A 16,454-nucleotide genomic window follows, 5' to 3' on the forward strand; every position below is an offset into this window, starting at 1 on the left:
TTTCAAGGCCGGGGTTCCGTAGGACATCTGATCAGACTTTTAGAGACCGGTGGACACGTCAATCGTGTTGCCGGCTTCCAGCGTCACATAGGCTTTCTTGACGTCCTTCCGCTTGCCTAGCTGGCCGCGGAAACGCTTTACTTTGCCTTTGGTGATCGTGGTGTTGACCGCTTTGACCTTCACACCAAAGAGCGCCTCTACGGCTTCCTTGATCTGGGGTTTGTTGCTGTCGATCGCCACTTCGAAGACAACCGCGCCGTTCTCGGACGACATGGTAGCTTTCTCGGTGATGATCGGCTTGCGGATCACATCGTAATGTTCTGCCTTGGCGCTCATTTCAAACGGGCCTCCAGTGCTTCGACACCCGCCTTCGTGATCACCAATGTGTCACGCTTGAGGATGTCATATACGTTTGCGCCCATTGTCGGCAGGATATCCAGACCGTCAATGTTGCGCGCGGCTTGGGCGAAGTTCTCGTCCACGGATGCCCCGTCGATGACCAGCGCGCGTTTCCAGCCCAGGTTTGCAACCTGTTTGGCCAAAGCGGCGGTTTTGCCTTCGGAGGAAGCCTCGTCGATAATCACAAGCTCGCCCGCTTTCATTTTCGCGGACAGTGCGTGGCACAGACCCAGCTTGCGGAACTTCTTGGTCAGCTCGTGGCCGTGGCTGCGCACTTTCGGCCCCTTGTAGACGCCACCCCCGCGGAAGATCGGTGCAGAGCGCGCGCCGTGGCGTGCGCCGCCAGTGCCTTTCTGGCGATAGATCTTCTTGGTGGAGTAGTCGACTTCGGAACGTGTCTTGACCTTGTGAGTGCCCGCCTGCGCGTTGTTACGCTGCCAGCGCACGACCCGGTGCAGGATGTCGGCACGTGGTTCGAGACCAAAAAGCGCCTCGTCCAGATCTACCGAACCGGCCTTCTTGCCGTCTAGTTTGATGACATCGAGTTTCATGCGTCACCTTCTTTCTTGTCGGCATCTGCATCCGCTTCCGGCGCATCACCTTCTTTGTCTGCTGCGATTTCAGCTTCTGCAGCTTTCAGCGCTTCGGCTTCCGCAGCGGCTTGCTCTTCTGCCAGACGCTTGGCTTCCGCTTCGGCCTCGGCAGCAGCGGCAGCAGCGGCTTCTTCAGCGACTTTGGCGGCTTCCTCAGCGGCAGATTTCAGAGCGGCAGGCAGGATCGCATTCTCGGGGAATGGTTTCTTGACCGCATCCTTGACTGTCACCCAGCCCCCTTTGGAGCCCGGCACGGCACCTTTGACCATGATCAGACCACGGTCTGTATCGGTGCGCACAACCTGCAGGTTTTGCGTGGTAACACGGGCAGCACCCATGTGACCGGCCATCTTCTTGCCTTTGAAAACCTTGCCCGGATCCTGACACTGACCGGTGGAACCGTGCGACCGGTGAGAGATCGACACACCGTGCGTTGCCCGCAGACCGCCGAAGTTATGACGCTTCATCGCACCGGCAAAACCTTTACCGATAGAGGTGCCTGCCACATCAACGAACTGACCTTCAAAGTAGTGGTCGGCGATGATTTCTTCGCCCACGCTGATCAGGTTTTCCGCATCCACACGGAATTCCGCAACCTTGCGCTTGGGTTCCACCTTCGCCGAAGCGAAGTGACCGCGCATGGCCTGAGACGTCCGCTTGGCTTTGGCAACACCGGCACCGAGTTGAACAGCTGTGTAACCATCTTTTTCAACGGTCCGCTGGGCCACAACCTGCAGCTTGTCGAGTTGAAGAACGGTCACAGGGATCTGCTTGCCGTCTTCCATGAACAGCCGGGTCATCCCGACTTTTTTTGCAATAACGCCTGAGCGCAACATAAAATTACCCTCCTACGCTTATGACTGCAGCTTGATCTCGACGTCCACACCAGCGGCCAGGTCGAGTTTCATCAGCGCGTCCACGGTCTGGGGGGTGGGATCAACGATATCCAGCAGACGCTTGTGCGTGCGGATTTCGAACTGGTCACGGGATTTCTTGTCAACGTGCGGGCCACGCAGAACGGTGAACTTCTCGATTTTGTTCGGCAGCGGGATTGGGCCGCGAACGGAAGCACCTGTACGCTTGGCAGTGTTGACGATTTCTTGTGTGGACGTGTCCAGCACGCGGTAGTCAAACGCCTTGAGGCGGATGCGGATGTTTTGGCTTTGAACGGCCATGAGCATCACCCTTTATATCAGGGTCCAGATCGGAGAGGAGGGCGGGCGCTCATCGCACACCCTCATCGCGTCTTTATATGAACTGAAAAAGGGCACGGCTGGCCGTACCCTCTCAGGACTTGGGCGTCTTAGGGCGAGTCGATGCAAAAGGCAATGGGGTTTCCGAACGAATATGGATGATATCTGCCGTGCATCCGGTATTGTCATTGCTGAAACGCTGCTTTCAACAACAGTTCGTCCTTGCTGCCGCCCGATATTGCGGCAGACGGAGGTTCTGAGCCCACACCGGAAGTGCCCGTTTCTCGCTGCGCGCGCACGCAGCGTGGAGTTCTGCTGCGGTGCCGCGAAGTCATTGCTGCTTGGCCGAGGGGAATGCGGTCATTCGAGCGGCTCGCAACACGGGATCAAGCCTCGGATTTAATCACCTTGTATCGATTGGGAGATCGCGCTTGCTCGCTTAGCACCTGATAGCAACCTTATCGCGTGCCAAGGTCCGTACTTCGGCATGGGCAAGAGTGGCCAACGCCTCCTCCGGCGACAAGCCTTTTGCCAACGACTTTGCCCAAATTCGCCTTGCCGAAGCAGGCGACCAAGGAAGTGCAGCCTCTGACAGCCATGATCGCAGTGGGGCGGGCAAACTGTCGTAGGCCGCCATAGGATCGCGAGATCGCCTTTTTCGGTGCAGGCTGCTTTGCCCCAGATTACCGCTCATATGTCTTCATCCGTATCAAGCACCGGGTCCAAGACAAGGACAAGACGTGCCTCTCCAGTGCCTTCGATCGGTGGTGAGCGATGCATAAGACCTTTCGGCGGCTGTACAGGCCACTGCGTTCCGCGCAGCAAGATCGGCGCGCCGGTTTGCACTGTGAAAACCCGTTCTGGATCGGCTCCATTGGCCGCAATGCCGTACTGCGTTCCGGTGCCCCGATAGGTGCAAATCAGCCGTGCTGTGATCGCGTCGATGTGGAACTTGCGACAGGCGTTGGTGGTGACAACAGCCAACCTCATCCGCAGGAATTCTGCCGAGATCAACACAGCGAACACTTCGGCCAGCGACGTAATGTCTGTTTCTAGCCAGTCACGCTCAGGCCCTAAGGGCAGGCCGGACATATCACACAGGTGGCCAATCGTCTGTTTCACTGCGTCAGGTCGCAGAATGATGCGTCCATTTGGAAATGTGTCAGGGTATTGGCGATCAATCCAGCTTTGAACCCTTGGCGGGGTTTGCCGCCGCCAGATTGCGGCGGGACAAGCGGGATCACGAAACGTACTCAGCGATGCGGCATCGTCAACTATTGCCACGCTGATGGCACGAGCTTTAAGCAGTTGTGGGGTAATGTTCATGCCGCATCCTCATTGCGCCGCCAAATTGGAAACGGATCGTCGTACTCGGGTAGGGTATCCGGGCCGAGGGCCGCGACTGCAGGAACAAGGCAGGCGTCCAGCCTAGCCTTCAAGCCCGGCCAATCAATCCCAGCACCGATGAAGACGATCTCTTGACGGCGGTCACCCCAAGGTTCTTGCCAATGCGCCTGCATATAAGCTTGCGCACTCTCATTTGTGGGGTGCCGCTCCTTTGGAACAGATGCCCACCATGTGCCAAGAGGTTTCACGCTGGATAGAGAACCCGCGAGCGAGAATTCGGCAACCCAGTCGGGCCGCGTTGAGATCCAGAAATGGCCTTTTGCACGGATGACACCGGGGAGTTCACCGTTCAGCACCTCAAGGATGCGTTCTGGTACAAAGGGAAGCCGCGCACGATAGACATAAGACGCGACACCATATTCTTCTGTTTCGGGAACATGGTCGGCAAAGCCATAAAGTTCCTTGGCCCACATGGGATGTTCATGCGCCTGCTCAAAATCAAACAGACCCGTATCGAGGATTTTCTCGGCAGCGACGGCGGATTGGTTTGTCTCGATGATCTCTGCGTCGGCGTTCAAACTACGAATGATTTTGCGGGCAGCATCGACCTTTTCGAGACCAGCATCCGCGACCTTATTCAGAATGACCACATCGGCAAATTCGATTTGATCGGTCAGCAGATGTACCAGTGTACGCTCATCTTCGTCGCCCACCACCTCGCCTCGGTCTTTGAGGAAATCATGCGAGGCGTAATCATTCAGCAGGTTCACCGCATCAACGACTGTCACCATTGTATCAAGTCGGGCCACATCCGACAGGCTATCGCCAAATTCGTCACGGAAATCAAAGGTTGCCGCAACAGGTAGTGGTTCGGAAATCCCTGTAGATTCGATCAGCAGGTAATCAAAGCGTCCTTCTTCCGACAACCGGCGCACTTCGGCCAACAGATCATCGCGCAAGGTGCAGCAAATGCAACCATTGGACATCTCGACCAGTGTTTCGTGCGTGCGGCTTAGCTCGGTGTCTGCGCGCACGAGATCAGCGTCGATATTCACTTCGGACATGTCATTAACGATAACCGCAACGCGCCGTCCATCTCGGTTATTAAGGACACGGTTGAGAAGTGTGGTTTTCCCGGCTCCAAGAAAGCCGGACAGGACGGTGACAGGAAGTTTTTCGGTCATTGGGGCGTATCCTCAGACGGGTTGGGTTTCGGAGTGTTGATGGGCGCGGAGCATGTCGAGGCTGTAGACGAGCTCTGCGCGGGTCATATCGCGGGCGATGACTACGATCCGTGATTGCCGGTCGCCGCCCTGCCAATCGTGCAGGGGTACCGGGGGATCAAAGAGGTGCTGGACACCGTGGAATACAAATGGCGTTTCGATGCCCTCCAGATGCACAACGCCTTTCACGCGCAAGATATCTGGCCCGCGCAGCATGATGAGGGTGTCTAGCCAAAGATCGAAGGCAGCAGCGGGAATGGGGTTGTGCAGAACAATGGACGCTGATCCGATCCGGGCGTCGTGTGTGTGCGGAGCCGCCGAGAGTCGGCCTGAAGGTGCTAAACCAGAGAGGTTAGCAAGTGGATCACTGGTTGCGGTTGGTGTGAGCCACGCCAAAGCTTGGTTAGATGTTTGTTGCGGACACATGCCGCTCAAATCCCAAAGGGACGCAATCGGGACGACCCCGCGATCCGCCTTCAGAATATCGGCGGTTTGATTTAGCGACCGCAGCCGTGTTTCAAACACGCGCCTGTCACTCTCGGACACCAGATCGGTTTTGCTCAAAACCAGAAGGTCTGCCATGGCAACCTGGGAGACGGCTTCGAACTGACGGTCAAGCGTGTCCGGACCAGTGGCTGCATCAACGACCGTGACAACCCCATCTATACGGAAGTTTTTCGTCAGATAGGGATCTGCCACGAAGGTTTGCAGAATTGGCCCAGGATCTGCCAGGCCCGTTGTCTCGATCAAGACACGATCAAAATTCACTCGATCTTCTTGTTTGCGGGTGAAGAGGTCTTGCAGCGTCCGCGACAGATCACCGCGTATGGAGCAACACAGGCACCCCGATTGCATTAAGACGATATCCTCATCCACCGCTTCAATCAGGTCATGGTCAAGCCCAGCCTCCCCAAACTCGTTCACAATTACAGCGATCTTTAGGCCAGTCACATTGGGTATTACCGCATTGAGAAGCGTGGTTTTACCCGCACCAAGAAAACCGGTCAGCAAGGTAACCGGGACGTGGGGAGCTGTGGTTTGCATGGTATCGGTTACTTCAGTTCGATCATTTTATTTGTAATGTTATGACATAACATATTAAAAGAAAGCAAGACGGCTCAACTCAAGTAAGGCAGCAACATGCCGAGGCTGATAGCAATTATCAGAACACCCCCCGTCACATGCAGTGTTGCTGAGACCGCTTGCATGCTTTCTTGGTTGTGCGCACCAAGCCCCGCAAGTCGTCGCGCCGCGACACCTGACGTCGCAACCGTTAGGTTAAACGCGGCGGTCCCCAGACCCATTGTGATGACCGCAAGACATCCCACCGCAAAGGCATCAAACCGGGCCGCAATCACCAGAACGAATAGCGCGCCAGTACAAGGCCTCACTGCGATACTGGCGATCAGGGCGACCGCGTCGCGCGTGGATGCAAGGGTCATGACGTCTTTGACGCTTGGTCCATGCGCGTGACTGCAACAACCATGTGCAACCCGTTTTGCCTGAGCCAATGTGTGCCAACTGCGTGCGCCGCGAAAGACCAATACAACCCCTATCGCAGCAATTGCGGCGTAGCTTGCCGGGGCGAGCCACGCCTCTGTGATATCGGCCAAATCACCAGAGCGCATTTGGACTAGGAAGTAGAGGCTCCCCACCAAACCGATAGCCGTCCCTGCTTGAGCCAGACTGGATAGCACCGTCAATATGCTGAGCCGTTTCAAAGTCGTGCCACTGGCAAGGGCTGCTCCACCGATCAGCACTTTGCCATGACCTGGTCCAAGCGCATGGAAAAAACCATAAGCTGCTGTCGCACTGCATAAGGTCCAGACGGCCAGTGGATCGCCCGCCTGAATACCACGTAGTGCGCCTGCCATCGCGTTCTGGAATGTGCGTTGTTCGCCTGCGGCCCGTCTTTGGATGTCCAACCAAGGCACAATGCTCCAAACGGCGAAACCAACAACTGAAATGCTTAAAAGTACAGCACCGAACCTCAGCCACATGTCAGGTGCACCTCATCAGAAAAGAGACGTCCAACAATCTCTTGCGTGGGGGCCTCTTCTCGCCCCAGTGCCGCAAGCTTTTCTTGCAGAACGCGTTCTACGGCATCCGGCTCGAACGGAACGATTTGCGACTGACAACCCTCTGGCAAGGTGCCCAGACCGACTGTGGGCAGGATAGTATATGCGTAGAAGAAAACCGGATCATAAAGGCGCAGAAATGCGGGCATATCGCCAATCATGACAGGCTGGGACAGTGGCAAGTCAAACGAAACTTCGACTCGATTGTTCTCAAGCGTGACAGCAGCTCCTTCGGGCCGCCCTAACGGGAAATCCTGCCCGGCAACCTCTAGGTAAACGTCGCCCTTATATTCCGGGTCCCAGTTGGTTTCGCCCTCGATGACCGCCGCCCGGTCGGCGTCGTTAAACTGTCCGTCGCCGTCCTGATCCAGGTTGAGCGACTCAAACAGGATAAGCGTCGTGAATTCATCGTAGGTCCATGAAATTCGAAGCGCCTCTAGCTGCCCGTCAGCGTCAAAAATGAACCCGGTGCGCGCATCGACGAAGACATGCGGATGTGCCCCGGCGGGTCCACCGAGGCACATCACACATAGCAAAAGGCTCCAAAAGTAGTGAAACACGCGACACTTGCGCTCCGAAATTGCGTCCCGGCTTTACACCACTGACGCGATTACATGCAGCCTGCAAGCGCGGTTGACAGGTTCCGGATCAGTTGAGGGTAAAGCGCCGATCCCGGCTCCAGATCCGAGCCAAGTGGATCTAGAATGCCGGTTTTAGCTTCAGTCCCGTCGAGAACAGTTGCCACGAGGCCGGGATTGAACTGTGGCTCGGCCAGAACGCATTCTATGCCTTCCTCGGCGATACGCCCTTGGATTTCGGCAATCCGGGCAGGGCTTGGATCAGATGCGTCGCCGATGGAGATTGCGCCCGATGCTGGAAAATCGAAATCGGTCTCAAAGTACTGATATGCATCATGGAACACGATAAACTGCCCATCACGCACAGGGTCGAGCGTTGCGTTCACCTCCCCAATCAAGCTTTCGATCTCGGCGCGACCTGCTGCAGCATTGGCGAAGTATGCGCCGGCGTTGTCAGGGTCGGCGGCAGAAAGCTGTCCCGCAATCACGTTCATCCAAATCATTGCATTTTGCGGTGACAACCATGCGTGTGGGTCATGTGCACCGTGGTCATGTCCTTCATGTCCGGCTTCCTCATTCCCATGATCATCATGTCCGGCCTCTTCATCCCCATGGTCGTCGTGATCGTCATGAGCTTCGTCCCCATGATCATCGTGATCTTCTTCGTCGCCGTGATCATGAACCTCGAACAACGCACTCTCGCGGAACTCTAGTTCGATTGTTCCATCCGCTTCGAGTAATGCTGTGACGTCGGCATCGGGTGCCAGCGTTTCAATTGTTTCGGTCAGCCATGGCGTAAGATCGGGACCAATCCAGAAGACCAGATCGGCATTCTGCAACGCTGCAGCCTCAGATGGGCGCAGACTGTATTCATGTGGGCTTGCACCGGGTTGCACAATCAAATCTGGGGTGCTGACACCCTCCATTACCCGCGCGACGAGGGAATGGACTGGCGCGATATCAACGGCGACCTGTGGCGTCTCGGCGAAAGTAGTTCCTCCCATCAAAGTGGCAGTAAGTGAGACGGCAATTAGCTTTCTGGACATCAGGGTCTCCACGTGATTGTATAACATTACACATCGGATAGACGAAATGTAATAACATGACAAGAGACTCTAACGCGAACGACACAGATGAAGGCCCTCTTGGGTTCACGCATCATGATCATGACGCATGCGTAAGTGAGACACTTAGCGCAGCCGAGGCGCGTTGTGCGGCGCAGGGACTTCGTTTTACGCCTGTGCGGCGCAAGGTTCTTGAGATCTTGTTACAAGAGCATCGCGCACTTGGCGCTTACACTATTTTGGACCGACTGCGCGAAGGCGGATTTGGATCGCAACCGCCCGTGGCGTATCGCGCGTTAGATTTTTTGGTTGCAAACGGTCTGGCACATAAGATCGAGCGATTGAATGCTTTCATCGCCTGTGCCCACCCCAGCCATTCCCATACCCCAGCATTCATGATCTGCCGCTTGTGTGATGCAGTAGCGGAAACACAATCATCCCCTGCACGCGGCGCTTTGGGTGACGCCGCGCGCGCAACGGGCTTCCGGATAGAACGAACTGTGGTTGAGGCCGAAGGTGTCTGCCCCGCCTGTATAGATAAGGCGGACGCATGAGCCTTGTTCAGGTTGAAGACCTTAGCGTCCGCTACGGCGCAAGCACAGTGTTGTCGGGAGTCTCTCTGCGCGTAGAACCCGGTGAAATCGTCACGATTGTCGGCCCGAACGGGTCCGGAAAAACCAGCCTATTGCGCGCGATTATCGGAGCAGTGAAGCCGGCTCAAGGTCACGTCATACAAGGTAGTGGCGTCAAAATCGGATATGTCCCGCAAAAGCTGCACATTGATGAGACGTTGCCGATTACAGTGTCGCGGTTCCTGAAGCTGCCTGCTGGTGTTTCGGCCACCGAGATCGGCCGAGCGTTAACGCAGGCAGGCGCACCCGATCTGGCCAAAGCGCAACTGTCGCAGCTGTCGGGTGGGCAGTTTCAACGCGTGTTGCTGGCCCGCGCCTTGATCGGAAAACCTGATCTGTTGCTGTTGGACGAAGCTACACAAGGGTTGGACCAAAGGGGCTCAGCCTCCTTTTACCAGCAGATCGAACATGTACGACAAGACACGGGCTGCGCCGTTTTGATGATCAGCCACGAATTGCACGTCGTGATGAGCGCATCAGACCGCGTCATCTGTCTGAACGGCCATGTTTGCTGCGAAGGTACGCCGGCGGTTGTTGCATCCGCGCCCGAATACAGAGCCTTGTTCGGGACAGGGACCGGTGGGGCATTGGCGCTCTACCGGCATGAACACGATCACGGCCATGACCATGGCGATCATGACCACGACCATCCAGAGGCCGCAGAATAATGCTTGATGATTTTATGGTGCGTGCCGCCCTGGCCGGGATTGGTGTGGCGTTCGCAGCTGCACCTTTGGGGTGTTTCGTGGTGTGGCGGCGAATGGCCTATTTCGGAGATGCCACAGCACACGCTGCGATCCTTGGTGTAGCCCTGTCACTGGCGTTCTCGATGTCGATCTTTGTTGGGGCGATGGCAGTGGCCTTACTGATGGCGCTGACCGTCAACATCTTGTCCGGGCGTGGTTATGCAATGGACACGTTGCTGGGGGTGCTGGCACATTCGGCGCTTGCCTTCGGGCTTGTTGCAGTGTCCTTCCTTTCGGGCGTGCGGATCGATCTAATGGCCTACCTATTCGGCGATATCCTGGCTGTGTCACGCGTAGACCTTTCGGTGATTTGGGGCGGTGCGGCACTCGTTGTTGCATTGATCGGTTGGCGCTGGTCGGCCCTACTGACGTCGACATTGAACGAGGACCTAGCACATGCCAGCGGGATCGATCCCAAGCGCGAACAACTGGTTCTGACACTGGCATTGGCCATAACAGTGGCAGTCGCAATCAAAGTCGTCGGTGTTCTGCTGATCGCAGCCTTGCTGATCATACCCGCAGCGGCTGCTCGACCACTTTCGCGAACACCCGAGGGCATGGCCATTGCTGCCGGTGTGATCGGTATGTTGTCCGCCATTGTCGGCCTGCGCGCAGCCTATGCGCTCGACACGCCAGCCGGACCCTCAATTGTTTGTGTCGCTGCGCTAACTTTCCTTGCAACGAGCGTTCTGAGGGGTTTTAGACCTCAGCAGTAAGGTGCTTCCGTACTTTTCGGAGCATTGCCTGATAAAGGCTAGCCGTTCGATAACAGCATGCAATGACCGCTTCCGCGACTTGGGCCGCAATGCAGCATATAGCCCGCTGCACGTGCAAAGCGATGCTGCGTCAGCGAGGGCTACAAATCCAAGGTCGGTTTTGTCCCGCAAAGCGACCGACACTGAACAAACGAAGGGCCGCTCAATTTGAGCGGCCCTTTCTTCAAAATCGTGCGTCGCTGGGAAGCTCCCAAATGCGCGATCTTACTCGGTGATTTTGGACACCACGCCGGCGCCGACGGTGCGGCCGCCTTCGCGGATCGCAAACCGCAACCCGTTTTCCATCGCGATCGGCGCGATCAGCTCAACACCGAAAGACACGTTGTCGCCCGGCATCACCATCTCGGTGCCTTCGTTCAGCTGAACCGTGCCGGTCACATCCGTCGTACGGAAGTAAAACTGCGGACGGTAGTTCGCAAAGAACGGCGTGTGACGGCCACCCTCTTCTTTGGTCAGGATGTAGGCTTCAGCCTCGAACTTGGTGTGCGGGGTCACGGAGCCCGGCTTGCAGAGCACCTGGCCACGCTCGACCGCTTCCCGGTCGATGCCGCGCAGCAGCGCGCCGATGTTGTCGCCCGCTTCACCGCGGTCCAGCAGCTTGCGGAACATTTCAACGCCTGTGCAGGTGGTTTTCTGCGTGTCCTTGATGCCGACGATTTCGATCTCGTCGCCCACGTTAATCACGCCACGCTCGACACGGCCGGTCACAACGGTGCCGCGACCGGAGATCGAGAACACGTCTTCCACGGGCATCAGGAACGGCTGGTCGATCGCACGCTCAGGCGTCGGGATCCACTCGTCGACGGCGGCCATCAGCTTCTTGATGGATTCCTCACCGATCTCGGGGTTGTTGCCTTCCATCGCCGCCAGCGCCGAGCCGGGGATGACGGGGATGTCGTCGCCGGGGTACTCGTAGGAGGACAGCAGCTCGCGGATTTCCATCTCGACCAACTCCAGCAGCTCGTCGTCATCGACCTGGTCGACCTTGTTCATGTAGACAACCATGGTGGGAATACCCACCTGGCGGCCGAGCAGGATGTGCTCACGCGTCTGCGGCATCGGGCCGTCAGCGGCGTTCACCACCAGGATCGCGCCGTCCATCTGCGCCGCACCGGTGATCATGTTTTTCACGTAGTCCGCGTGGCCGGGGCAGTCGACGTGCGCGTAGTGGCGCGCGTCGGTCTCATATTCCACGTGTGCGGTCGAAATGGTGATCCCGCGGGCTTTCTCTTCCGGCGCGCCGTCGATCTGGTCATAGGCCTGGAAATCGCCAAAATACTTCGTGATCGCAGCCGTCAGCGTCGTCTTGCCGTGGTCAACGTGACCAATCGTGCCAATGTTGACGTGCGGTTTATTCCGTTCAAACTTTGCCTTTGCCATGGTGGCCTCCTTAGGTGTTCTGGTGGATGGCTGCGCCACCCGGTGTTGGTTTTCGCCGCCCCTGTCGGGGCGACTGAATTAAGCGAATTTTGCCTGGATCTCGTCAGAGATGTTCTGCGGAACGGGATCGTAGTGATCGAACTGCATGGTGAACTGTGCACGCCCCGAAGACATCGACCGCAGCGTGTTGATGTAGCCGAACATATTGGCCAGCGGCACGAAAGCGTCGATCGCAATCGCATTGCCGCGCGGCTCCTGCCCGGTCACCTGACCACGACGAGATGTCAGATCGCCGATGACGTTGCCAGTATAGTCTTCTGGCGAAATCACTTCGACCTTCATGATCGGCTCGAGCAGTTTCGCGCCCGCACCTTTCATGCCGTCACGCATGCCCATGCGCGCTGCGATTTCAAAGGCAAGAACCGAGCTGTCCACGTCGTGGAATTTACCGTCGATCAGCGCAACTTTGAAGTCGATCACCGGGAAGCCGGCAAGCGGACCACTGTCCATGACGGACTTGATGCCCTTTTCCACGCCCGGAATGTATTCCTTGGGCACGGCACCCCCAACGATACGGCTCTCAAACGAATAACCTTCGCCCGGCTCAGTCGGCGTCAGGATCATTTTCACTTCCGCGAACTGACCGGACCCACCGGACTGTTTCTTGTGCGTGTAGGTGACTTCGTACTCTTTCGAGATCGTCTCGCGATAGGCCACCTGCGGCGCACCGATGTTTGCCTCAACCTTGAATTCACGCTTCAGACGGTCGACCAGAATGTCGAGGTGAAGTTCGCCCATACCCTTCATGATGGTCTGACCGGATTCGAGATCAGTTTCCACACGGAAGGAGGGGTCTTCGGCCGCCAGACGCGCCAGACCTTGCGACATTTTTTCCTGGTCGTTCTTGGTCTTCGGCTCCACCGCGATCTCGATCACCGGATCAGGGAAAGTCATGGTTTCCAGAACCACCGGATCGTTCACGGCGCAGAGCGTGTCACCCGTTGTCGTGTCTTTCAGACCCGCCAGCGCGATGATGTCGCCCGCGAAGGCCTCTTCGATCTCTTCACGGTTGTTGGAGTGCATCATCATCATGCGGCCCACGCGCTCTTTCTTCTCCTTGGTGGAGTTGAGCATCGTGTCGCCCTTGTTCAGCACGCCGGAATAGATCCGCGTGAAGGTCAGCGAGCCCACGAAGGGGTCGTTCATGATTTTGAACGCGAGGCCAGCGAAGGCCATGTTGTCGTCCGCACGGCGCGCAATGTTCCGGGTTTCCTCTTCATCGCCCGGTTTGAAGCCCATGTAGTCGACCACGTCGAGCGGGCTCGGCAGGTAGTCAATCACGGCGTTCAGCAGCGGCTGCACACCTTTGTTCTTGAAGGCAGAGCCACCCAGAACCGGCACAAAAGCAATCTCCAGCGTGCCCTTGCGCAGCAGCGCACGCAGGGTCGGCACGTCAGGCTCGTTGCCTTCGAGGTACTCCATCATCGCGTCGTCGTCCATTTCGACGGCCGCTTCGATCATCTTGCCACGCCACTCGTCGGCCATGTCTTTCAGGCTGTCGCGGATTGGGGCCTTGATCCAGGACGCACCCAGATCTTCGCCTTGCCACAGCCACTCTTCCATGGTTACGAGATCAATCAGGCCTTCCAACTCGGTTTCGGCGCCAATCGGGATACCAACAGGCACGGCGCGCGCGCCGGTACGGTCTTCAACCATCTTCACGCAGTTGAAGAAGTCAGCGCCGATCTTGTCCATCTTGTTGACGAACACCATGCGCGGAACCTTGTAGCGGTCAGCCTGACGCCAGACGGTTTCGGTTTGCGGTTCAACGCCAGCGTTGGCGTCCAAAACACAAACGGCACCATCGAGAACCGCCAGCGAACGTTCCACCTCGATGGTAAAGTCCACGTGGCCGGGGGTATCGATGATGTTCAGGCGGTGCTTTTCGGAGTCAGGCGTTTTGCCATCCTCTGTGCGCTCCCAGAAAGTCGTGGTCGCAGCGGAGGTGATGGTGATACCGCGTTCCTGCTCCTGCTCCATCCAGTCCATGGTGGCTGCACCATCGTGCACCTCACCAATATTGTGGGACTTGCCTGTGTAGTACAGAATGCGTTCGGAACACGTGGTTTTGCCAGCATCGATGTGAGCCATGATGCCAAAGTTGCGGTAGCGGTCTAGCGGATAGTCGCGTGCCATGGGGCTGCTTCCTTGAAGTATCTGAAAACGAGTTGCCGCGCCCCCGGACGGGACGCGACGATTTGGTTACCAGCGGTAGTGGCTGAACGCTTTGTTGGCATCGGCCATCTTGTGGGTGTCTTCGCGCTTTTTCACCGCGGTGCCGCGGGATTGAACAGCGTCCAGAAGCTCACCGGCAAGGCGCTCTTCCATGGTGTTCTCGTTGCGCGAACGGGCGGCTTTGATCAACCAGCGGATCGCCAGCGCCTGACGGCGCTCGGGGCGCACTTCAACAGGCACCTGATACGTCGCTCCACCAACCCGGCGCGACCGGACTTCGACGGACGGCTGGATGTTGTCGAGCGCTTCGTGGAACACCTCGATGGGCGCGCGCTTGATCTTGTCTTCAACGCGGGTGAGCGCAGAGTAGACGATGCGTTCTGCGACCGACTTCTTGCCGTCGATCATCAGATTGTTCATGAATTTGGTCAGCACCAGATCGCCATATTTGGCGTCGGGCAGGACTTCGCGTTTTTCGGCTGCGTGGCGACGGGACATTCTCTATTCCTCTTACTTCGGACGCTTCGCGCCGTACTTCGAACGACGTTGCTTACGGTCTTTGACGCCTTGGGTATCCAGAACACCACGCAGAATGTGGTAACGGACACCCGGAAGGTCTTTGACACGGCCACCACGGATCAGAACCACAGAGTGTTCCTGAAGGTTGTGGCTTTCGCCCGGGATGTAGCTGATCACCTCGAAGCCATTGGTCAGACGGACCTTGGCCACTTTCCGCATCGCCGAGTTCGGCTTCTTTGGAGTGGTGGTGTAGACACGCGTACAAACGCCACGCTTCTGCGGGCATTCCTGCAGGTGCATGGACTTTGAACGTTTGATTTTAGGCTGCCGCGGCTTGCGGATCAGCTGTTGGATCGTTGGCATTCCGGTTCTTTCCCCGTGTTGCTCACATATGTGTGCACGAGGACGACCCCCATGCGGTTGAAACTCTCTCACAGACGCGTCCGCCTGCAATGCTCATGCGCCGATGGCGCTACGATTTACATGCGCCGATGGCGCAATGCCAAACGACCGCCACGTTTCCGTACCGAGGAAAACGACGCGGTGGGTTTACAGAGGATCGGGCCGATAGGGGGCCGGATCGTGACCACTTCAGTTCTGATTTCGGCGCGCAGGCTTGACCCTGCCGTCGAGATGAGCGGCGTATAGAAGGAGTCGCGCATGGTGTCAACAGGCGCACCCCTGTTATCCGGCGCTTGGCACCTCCTTGTTTTTGCCAACGGAGAAGACTGGACTTGCGGCTTGCAACAGACCGGTCCGTGTGCCCCCTCCATAGGCAGTCATCGCCGCATCTGGCTCCGCTCCCTGTAGAGCGTGAAGAGCCCGGTTGCCACGATGATGCCTGCGCCCAGAAGTGTCAGCGTACTGGGCCAGTCGCCAAACACCAGCCATCCCAGAACGAGCGCCCAGATCAGTCCTGTGTACCGGAAGGGCGCAATGAAGGAGACATCTCCCGCCCGCATCACCTGAACGCTGAAGTAGTACCCACCGACGATGAAGAGCGACGACGCAGCAATCAGCGTGCCCAGTTGTGTCGAAACGGGGACCCAGTCGATGGACAGTGACGCAAGCGCCGCCGCCACCAGTACCATGAGAGATGCCGAGAAGGTCACGAGGAGCGAAGGCACGTGCGAGGACAGTCGCCGTGTGGAGAGATCGCGTGCCGTGACACAGAGCACGGCAATCAGCGCGTAAAGCGACCACAGCGTGAACCCGTCAGGCCCCGGGCGCACGATCAACAGCATGCCGCAGAACCCGATTGCAATGGCGCTCATCCGGCGCCAGCCCACGGCTTCACGGAAAAACAGAGCAGACCCGAGTGTCACCGTCAGCGGCAGGACCTGCAGAATGGCCGTGATATTGGCCAGCGGCATACTCAGAAGGGCGGTGATGAAGAAATACGCCGCCCCGACTTCTGAAAGCGAGCGGAAGCCGATCCAGAACCAGTCTTGTGGTGCAACACGGGGCCGGAAAGCGCCGCGTGACCATGCCAGAAGTGCAATCAGCAAGGTCGCCAGAACCCCGCGCAAAACCAGCAGCTGGAACAGTGGCACCGCGCCGCCGGTTGCCTTGATGAGTGCGTCGTTGATGGTGAAACAGGCCATAGAGGCCATCATCAACAACGCACCGGCGAGGTTCGGCGACATGGTGCCCGTGTTTGATAGACCGGTGTTCAAAACCTTTTTTCGCTC

General features: G+C 57.5%; 19 protein-coding genes. 3 read left to right on the top strand and 16 right to left on the bottom strand.

Going from position 1 to position 16,454, the window contains the following annotated elements:
• Nucleotides 1-39: 39 nt before the first annotated feature.
• The 11 genes from Q1A52_RS01335 to Q1A52_RS01385 form a co-directional block, all read right to left on the bottom strand.
• Nucleotides 40-336: a 50S ribosomal protein L23 gene (locus Q1A52_RS01335; RefSeq protein ID WP_298974888.1), complete on the bottom strand. Its 297-nt coding sequence runs from the start codon at nucleotides 334-336 to the stop codon at nucleotides 40-42.
• The gene (gene rplD / locus Q1A52_RS01340; protein ID WP_299781027.1) at nucleotides 333-950 is read right to left on the bottom strand and encodes a 50S ribosomal protein L4; all 618 of its coding nucleotides are present in this window, start codon (nucleotides 948-950) and stop codon (nucleotides 333-335) included. Before rplD ends, Q1A52_RS01335 begins: the two co-directional genes overlap by 4 nt.
• Nucleotides 947-1,828 carry a 50S ribosomal protein L3 gene (rplC, locus tag Q1A52_RS01345; RefSeq protein WP_300009869.1) on the bottom strand — a complete coding sequence of 294 codons (882 nt, stop codon included), beginning with the start codon at nucleotides 1,826-1,828 and terminating at the stop codon, nucleotides 947-949. Before rplC ends, rplD begins: the two co-directional genes overlap by 4 nt.
• An 18-nt stretch (nucleotides 1,829-1,846) precedes the next feature.
• The gene (rpsJ, locus tag Q1A52_RS01350) at nucleotides 1,847-2,167 is read right to left on the bottom strand and encodes a 30S ribosomal protein S10 (RefSeq protein ID WP_300009872.1); all 321 of its coding nucleotides are present in this window, start codon (nucleotides 2,165-2,167) and stop codon (nucleotides 1,847-1,849) included.
• Nucleotides 2,168-2,624: 457 nt separating this feature from the next.
• Entirely contained in the window at nucleotides 2,625-2,879 is a 255-nt protein-coding gene (locus tag Q1A52_RS01355) for a DUF6525 family protein (protein WP_300009875.1), read from the bottom strand.
• Nucleotides 2,876-3,511 (bottom strand): DUF1826 domain-containing protein, encoded by a 636-nt coding sequence (locus Q1A52_RS01360; protein ID WP_300009878.1) that lies wholly within the window; start codon nucleotides 3,509-3,511, stop codon nucleotides 2,876-2,878. The genes Q1A52_RS01355 and Q1A52_RS01360 overlap by 4 nt, the downstream gene beginning before the upstream one ends.
• Entirely contained in the window at nucleotides 3,508-4,716 is a 1,209-nt protein-coding gene (locus Q1A52_RS01365; protein WP_300009881.1) for a GTP-binding protein, read from the bottom strand. The genes Q1A52_RS01360 and Q1A52_RS01365 overlap by 4 nt, the downstream gene beginning before the upstream one ends.
• A gap of 12 nt (nucleotides 4,717-4,728) precedes the next feature.
• Entirely contained in the window at nucleotides 4,729-5,766 is a 1,038-nt protein-coding gene (locus Q1A52_RS01370) for a GTP-binding protein (RefSeq protein ID WP_300009884.1), read from the bottom strand.
• A gap of 107 nt (nucleotides 5,767-5,873) precedes the next feature.
• Entirely contained in the window at nucleotides 5,874-6,755 is an 882-nt protein-coding gene (locus Q1A52_RS01375; RefSeq protein WP_300009887.1) for a hypothetical protein, read from the bottom strand.
• Nucleotides 6,746-7,357 carry a DUF1007 family protein gene (locus Q1A52_RS01380; protein ID WP_300009890.1) on the bottom strand — a complete coding sequence of 204 codons (612 nt, stop codon included), beginning with the start codon at nucleotides 7,355-7,357 and terminating at the stop codon, nucleotides 6,746-6,748. The genes Q1A52_RS01375 and Q1A52_RS01380 overlap by 10 nt, the downstream gene beginning before the upstream one ends.
• Nucleotides 7,358-7,443: 86 nt before the next feature.
• Complete coding sequence (locus Q1A52_RS01385) at nucleotides 7,444-8,457, bottom strand: zinc ABC transporter substrate-binding protein (RefSeq protein ID WP_300009893.1); 1,014 nt, start codon at nucleotides 8,455-8,457, stop codon at nucleotides 7,444-7,446.
• A 56-nt stretch (nucleotides 8,458-8,513) separates the two neighbouring features.
• On the opposite strand from Q1A52_RS01385, the gene Q1A52_RS01390 reads away from it, so the two are divergent.
• The 3 genes from Q1A52_RS01390 to Q1A52_RS01400 are packed head-to-tail and all read left to right on the top strand — an operon-like array spanning nucleotide 8,514 to nucleotide 10,569.
• A complete protein-coding gene (locus tag Q1A52_RS01390) occupies nucleotides 8,514-9,029 on the top strand; it encodes a Fur family transcriptional regulator (protein WP_300009896.1) in 516 nt (171 codons plus the stop codon).
• Nucleotides 9,026-9,775, top strand: coding sequence for a metal ABC transporter ATP-binding protein (locus tag Q1A52_RS01395; protein ID WP_300009899.1), 750 nt, complete (start codon nucleotides 9,026-9,028; stop codon nucleotides 9,773-9,775). Before Q1A52_RS01390 ends, Q1A52_RS01395 begins: the two co-directional genes overlap by 4 nt.
• Nucleotides 9,775-10,569 carry a metal ABC transporter permease gene (locus Q1A52_RS01400; RefSeq protein ID WP_300009902.1) on the top strand — a complete coding sequence of 265 codons (795 nt, stop codon included), beginning with the start codon at nucleotides 9,775-9,777 and terminating at the stop codon, nucleotides 10,567-10,569. Before Q1A52_RS01395 ends, Q1A52_RS01400 begins: the two co-directional genes overlap by 1 nt.
• A gap of 264 nt (nucleotides 10,570-10,833) precedes the next feature.
• Here Q1A52_RS01400 and tuf read toward each other — a convergent pair whose 3' ends face one another.
• From tuf to Q1A52_RS01425, 5 genes are all read right to left on the bottom strand, one after another.
• Nucleotides 10,834-12,009, bottom strand: coding sequence for an elongation factor Tu (gene tuf, locus Q1A52_RS01405; RefSeq protein WP_300009905.1), 1,176 nt, complete (start codon nucleotides 12,007-12,009; stop codon nucleotides 10,834-10,836).
• Between the two features lie 78 nt (nucleotides 12,010-12,087).
• The gene (fusA, locus tag Q1A52_RS01410) at nucleotides 12,088-14,205 is read right to left on the bottom strand and encodes an elongation factor G (RefSeq protein ID WP_299781018.1); all 2,118 of its coding nucleotides are present in this window, start codon (nucleotides 14,203-14,205) and stop codon (nucleotides 12,088-12,090) included.
• A gap of 66 nt (nucleotides 14,206-14,271) precedes the next feature.
• The gene (gene rpsG, locus Q1A52_RS01415; protein ID WP_195819724.1) at nucleotides 14,272-14,742 is read right to left on the bottom strand and encodes a 30S ribosomal protein S7; all 471 of its coding nucleotides are present in this window, start codon (nucleotides 14,740-14,742) and stop codon (nucleotides 14,272-14,274) included.
• A 12-nt stretch (nucleotides 14,743-14,754) separates the two neighbouring features.
• Nucleotides 14,755-15,126 carry a 30S ribosomal protein S12 gene (gene rpsL, locus Q1A52_RS01420; RefSeq protein WP_011570072.1) on the bottom strand — a complete coding sequence of 124 codons (372 nt, stop codon included), beginning with the start codon at nucleotides 15,124-15,126 and terminating at the stop codon, nucleotides 14,755-14,757.
• 416 nt (nucleotides 15,127-15,542) lie between these two features.
• Complete coding sequence (locus tag Q1A52_RS01425; protein ID WP_300009908.1) at nucleotides 15,543-16,409, bottom strand: DMT family transporter; 867 nt, start codon at nucleotides 16,407-16,409, stop codon at nucleotides 15,543-15,545.
• Nucleotides 16,410-16,454 lie beyond the last annotated feature (45 nt).

It is taken from the genome of uncultured Roseobacter sp. (assembly GCF_947488185.1).
GTDB lineage: Bacteria > Pseudomonadota > Alphaproteobacteria > Rhodobacterales > Rhodobacteraceae > Roseobacter.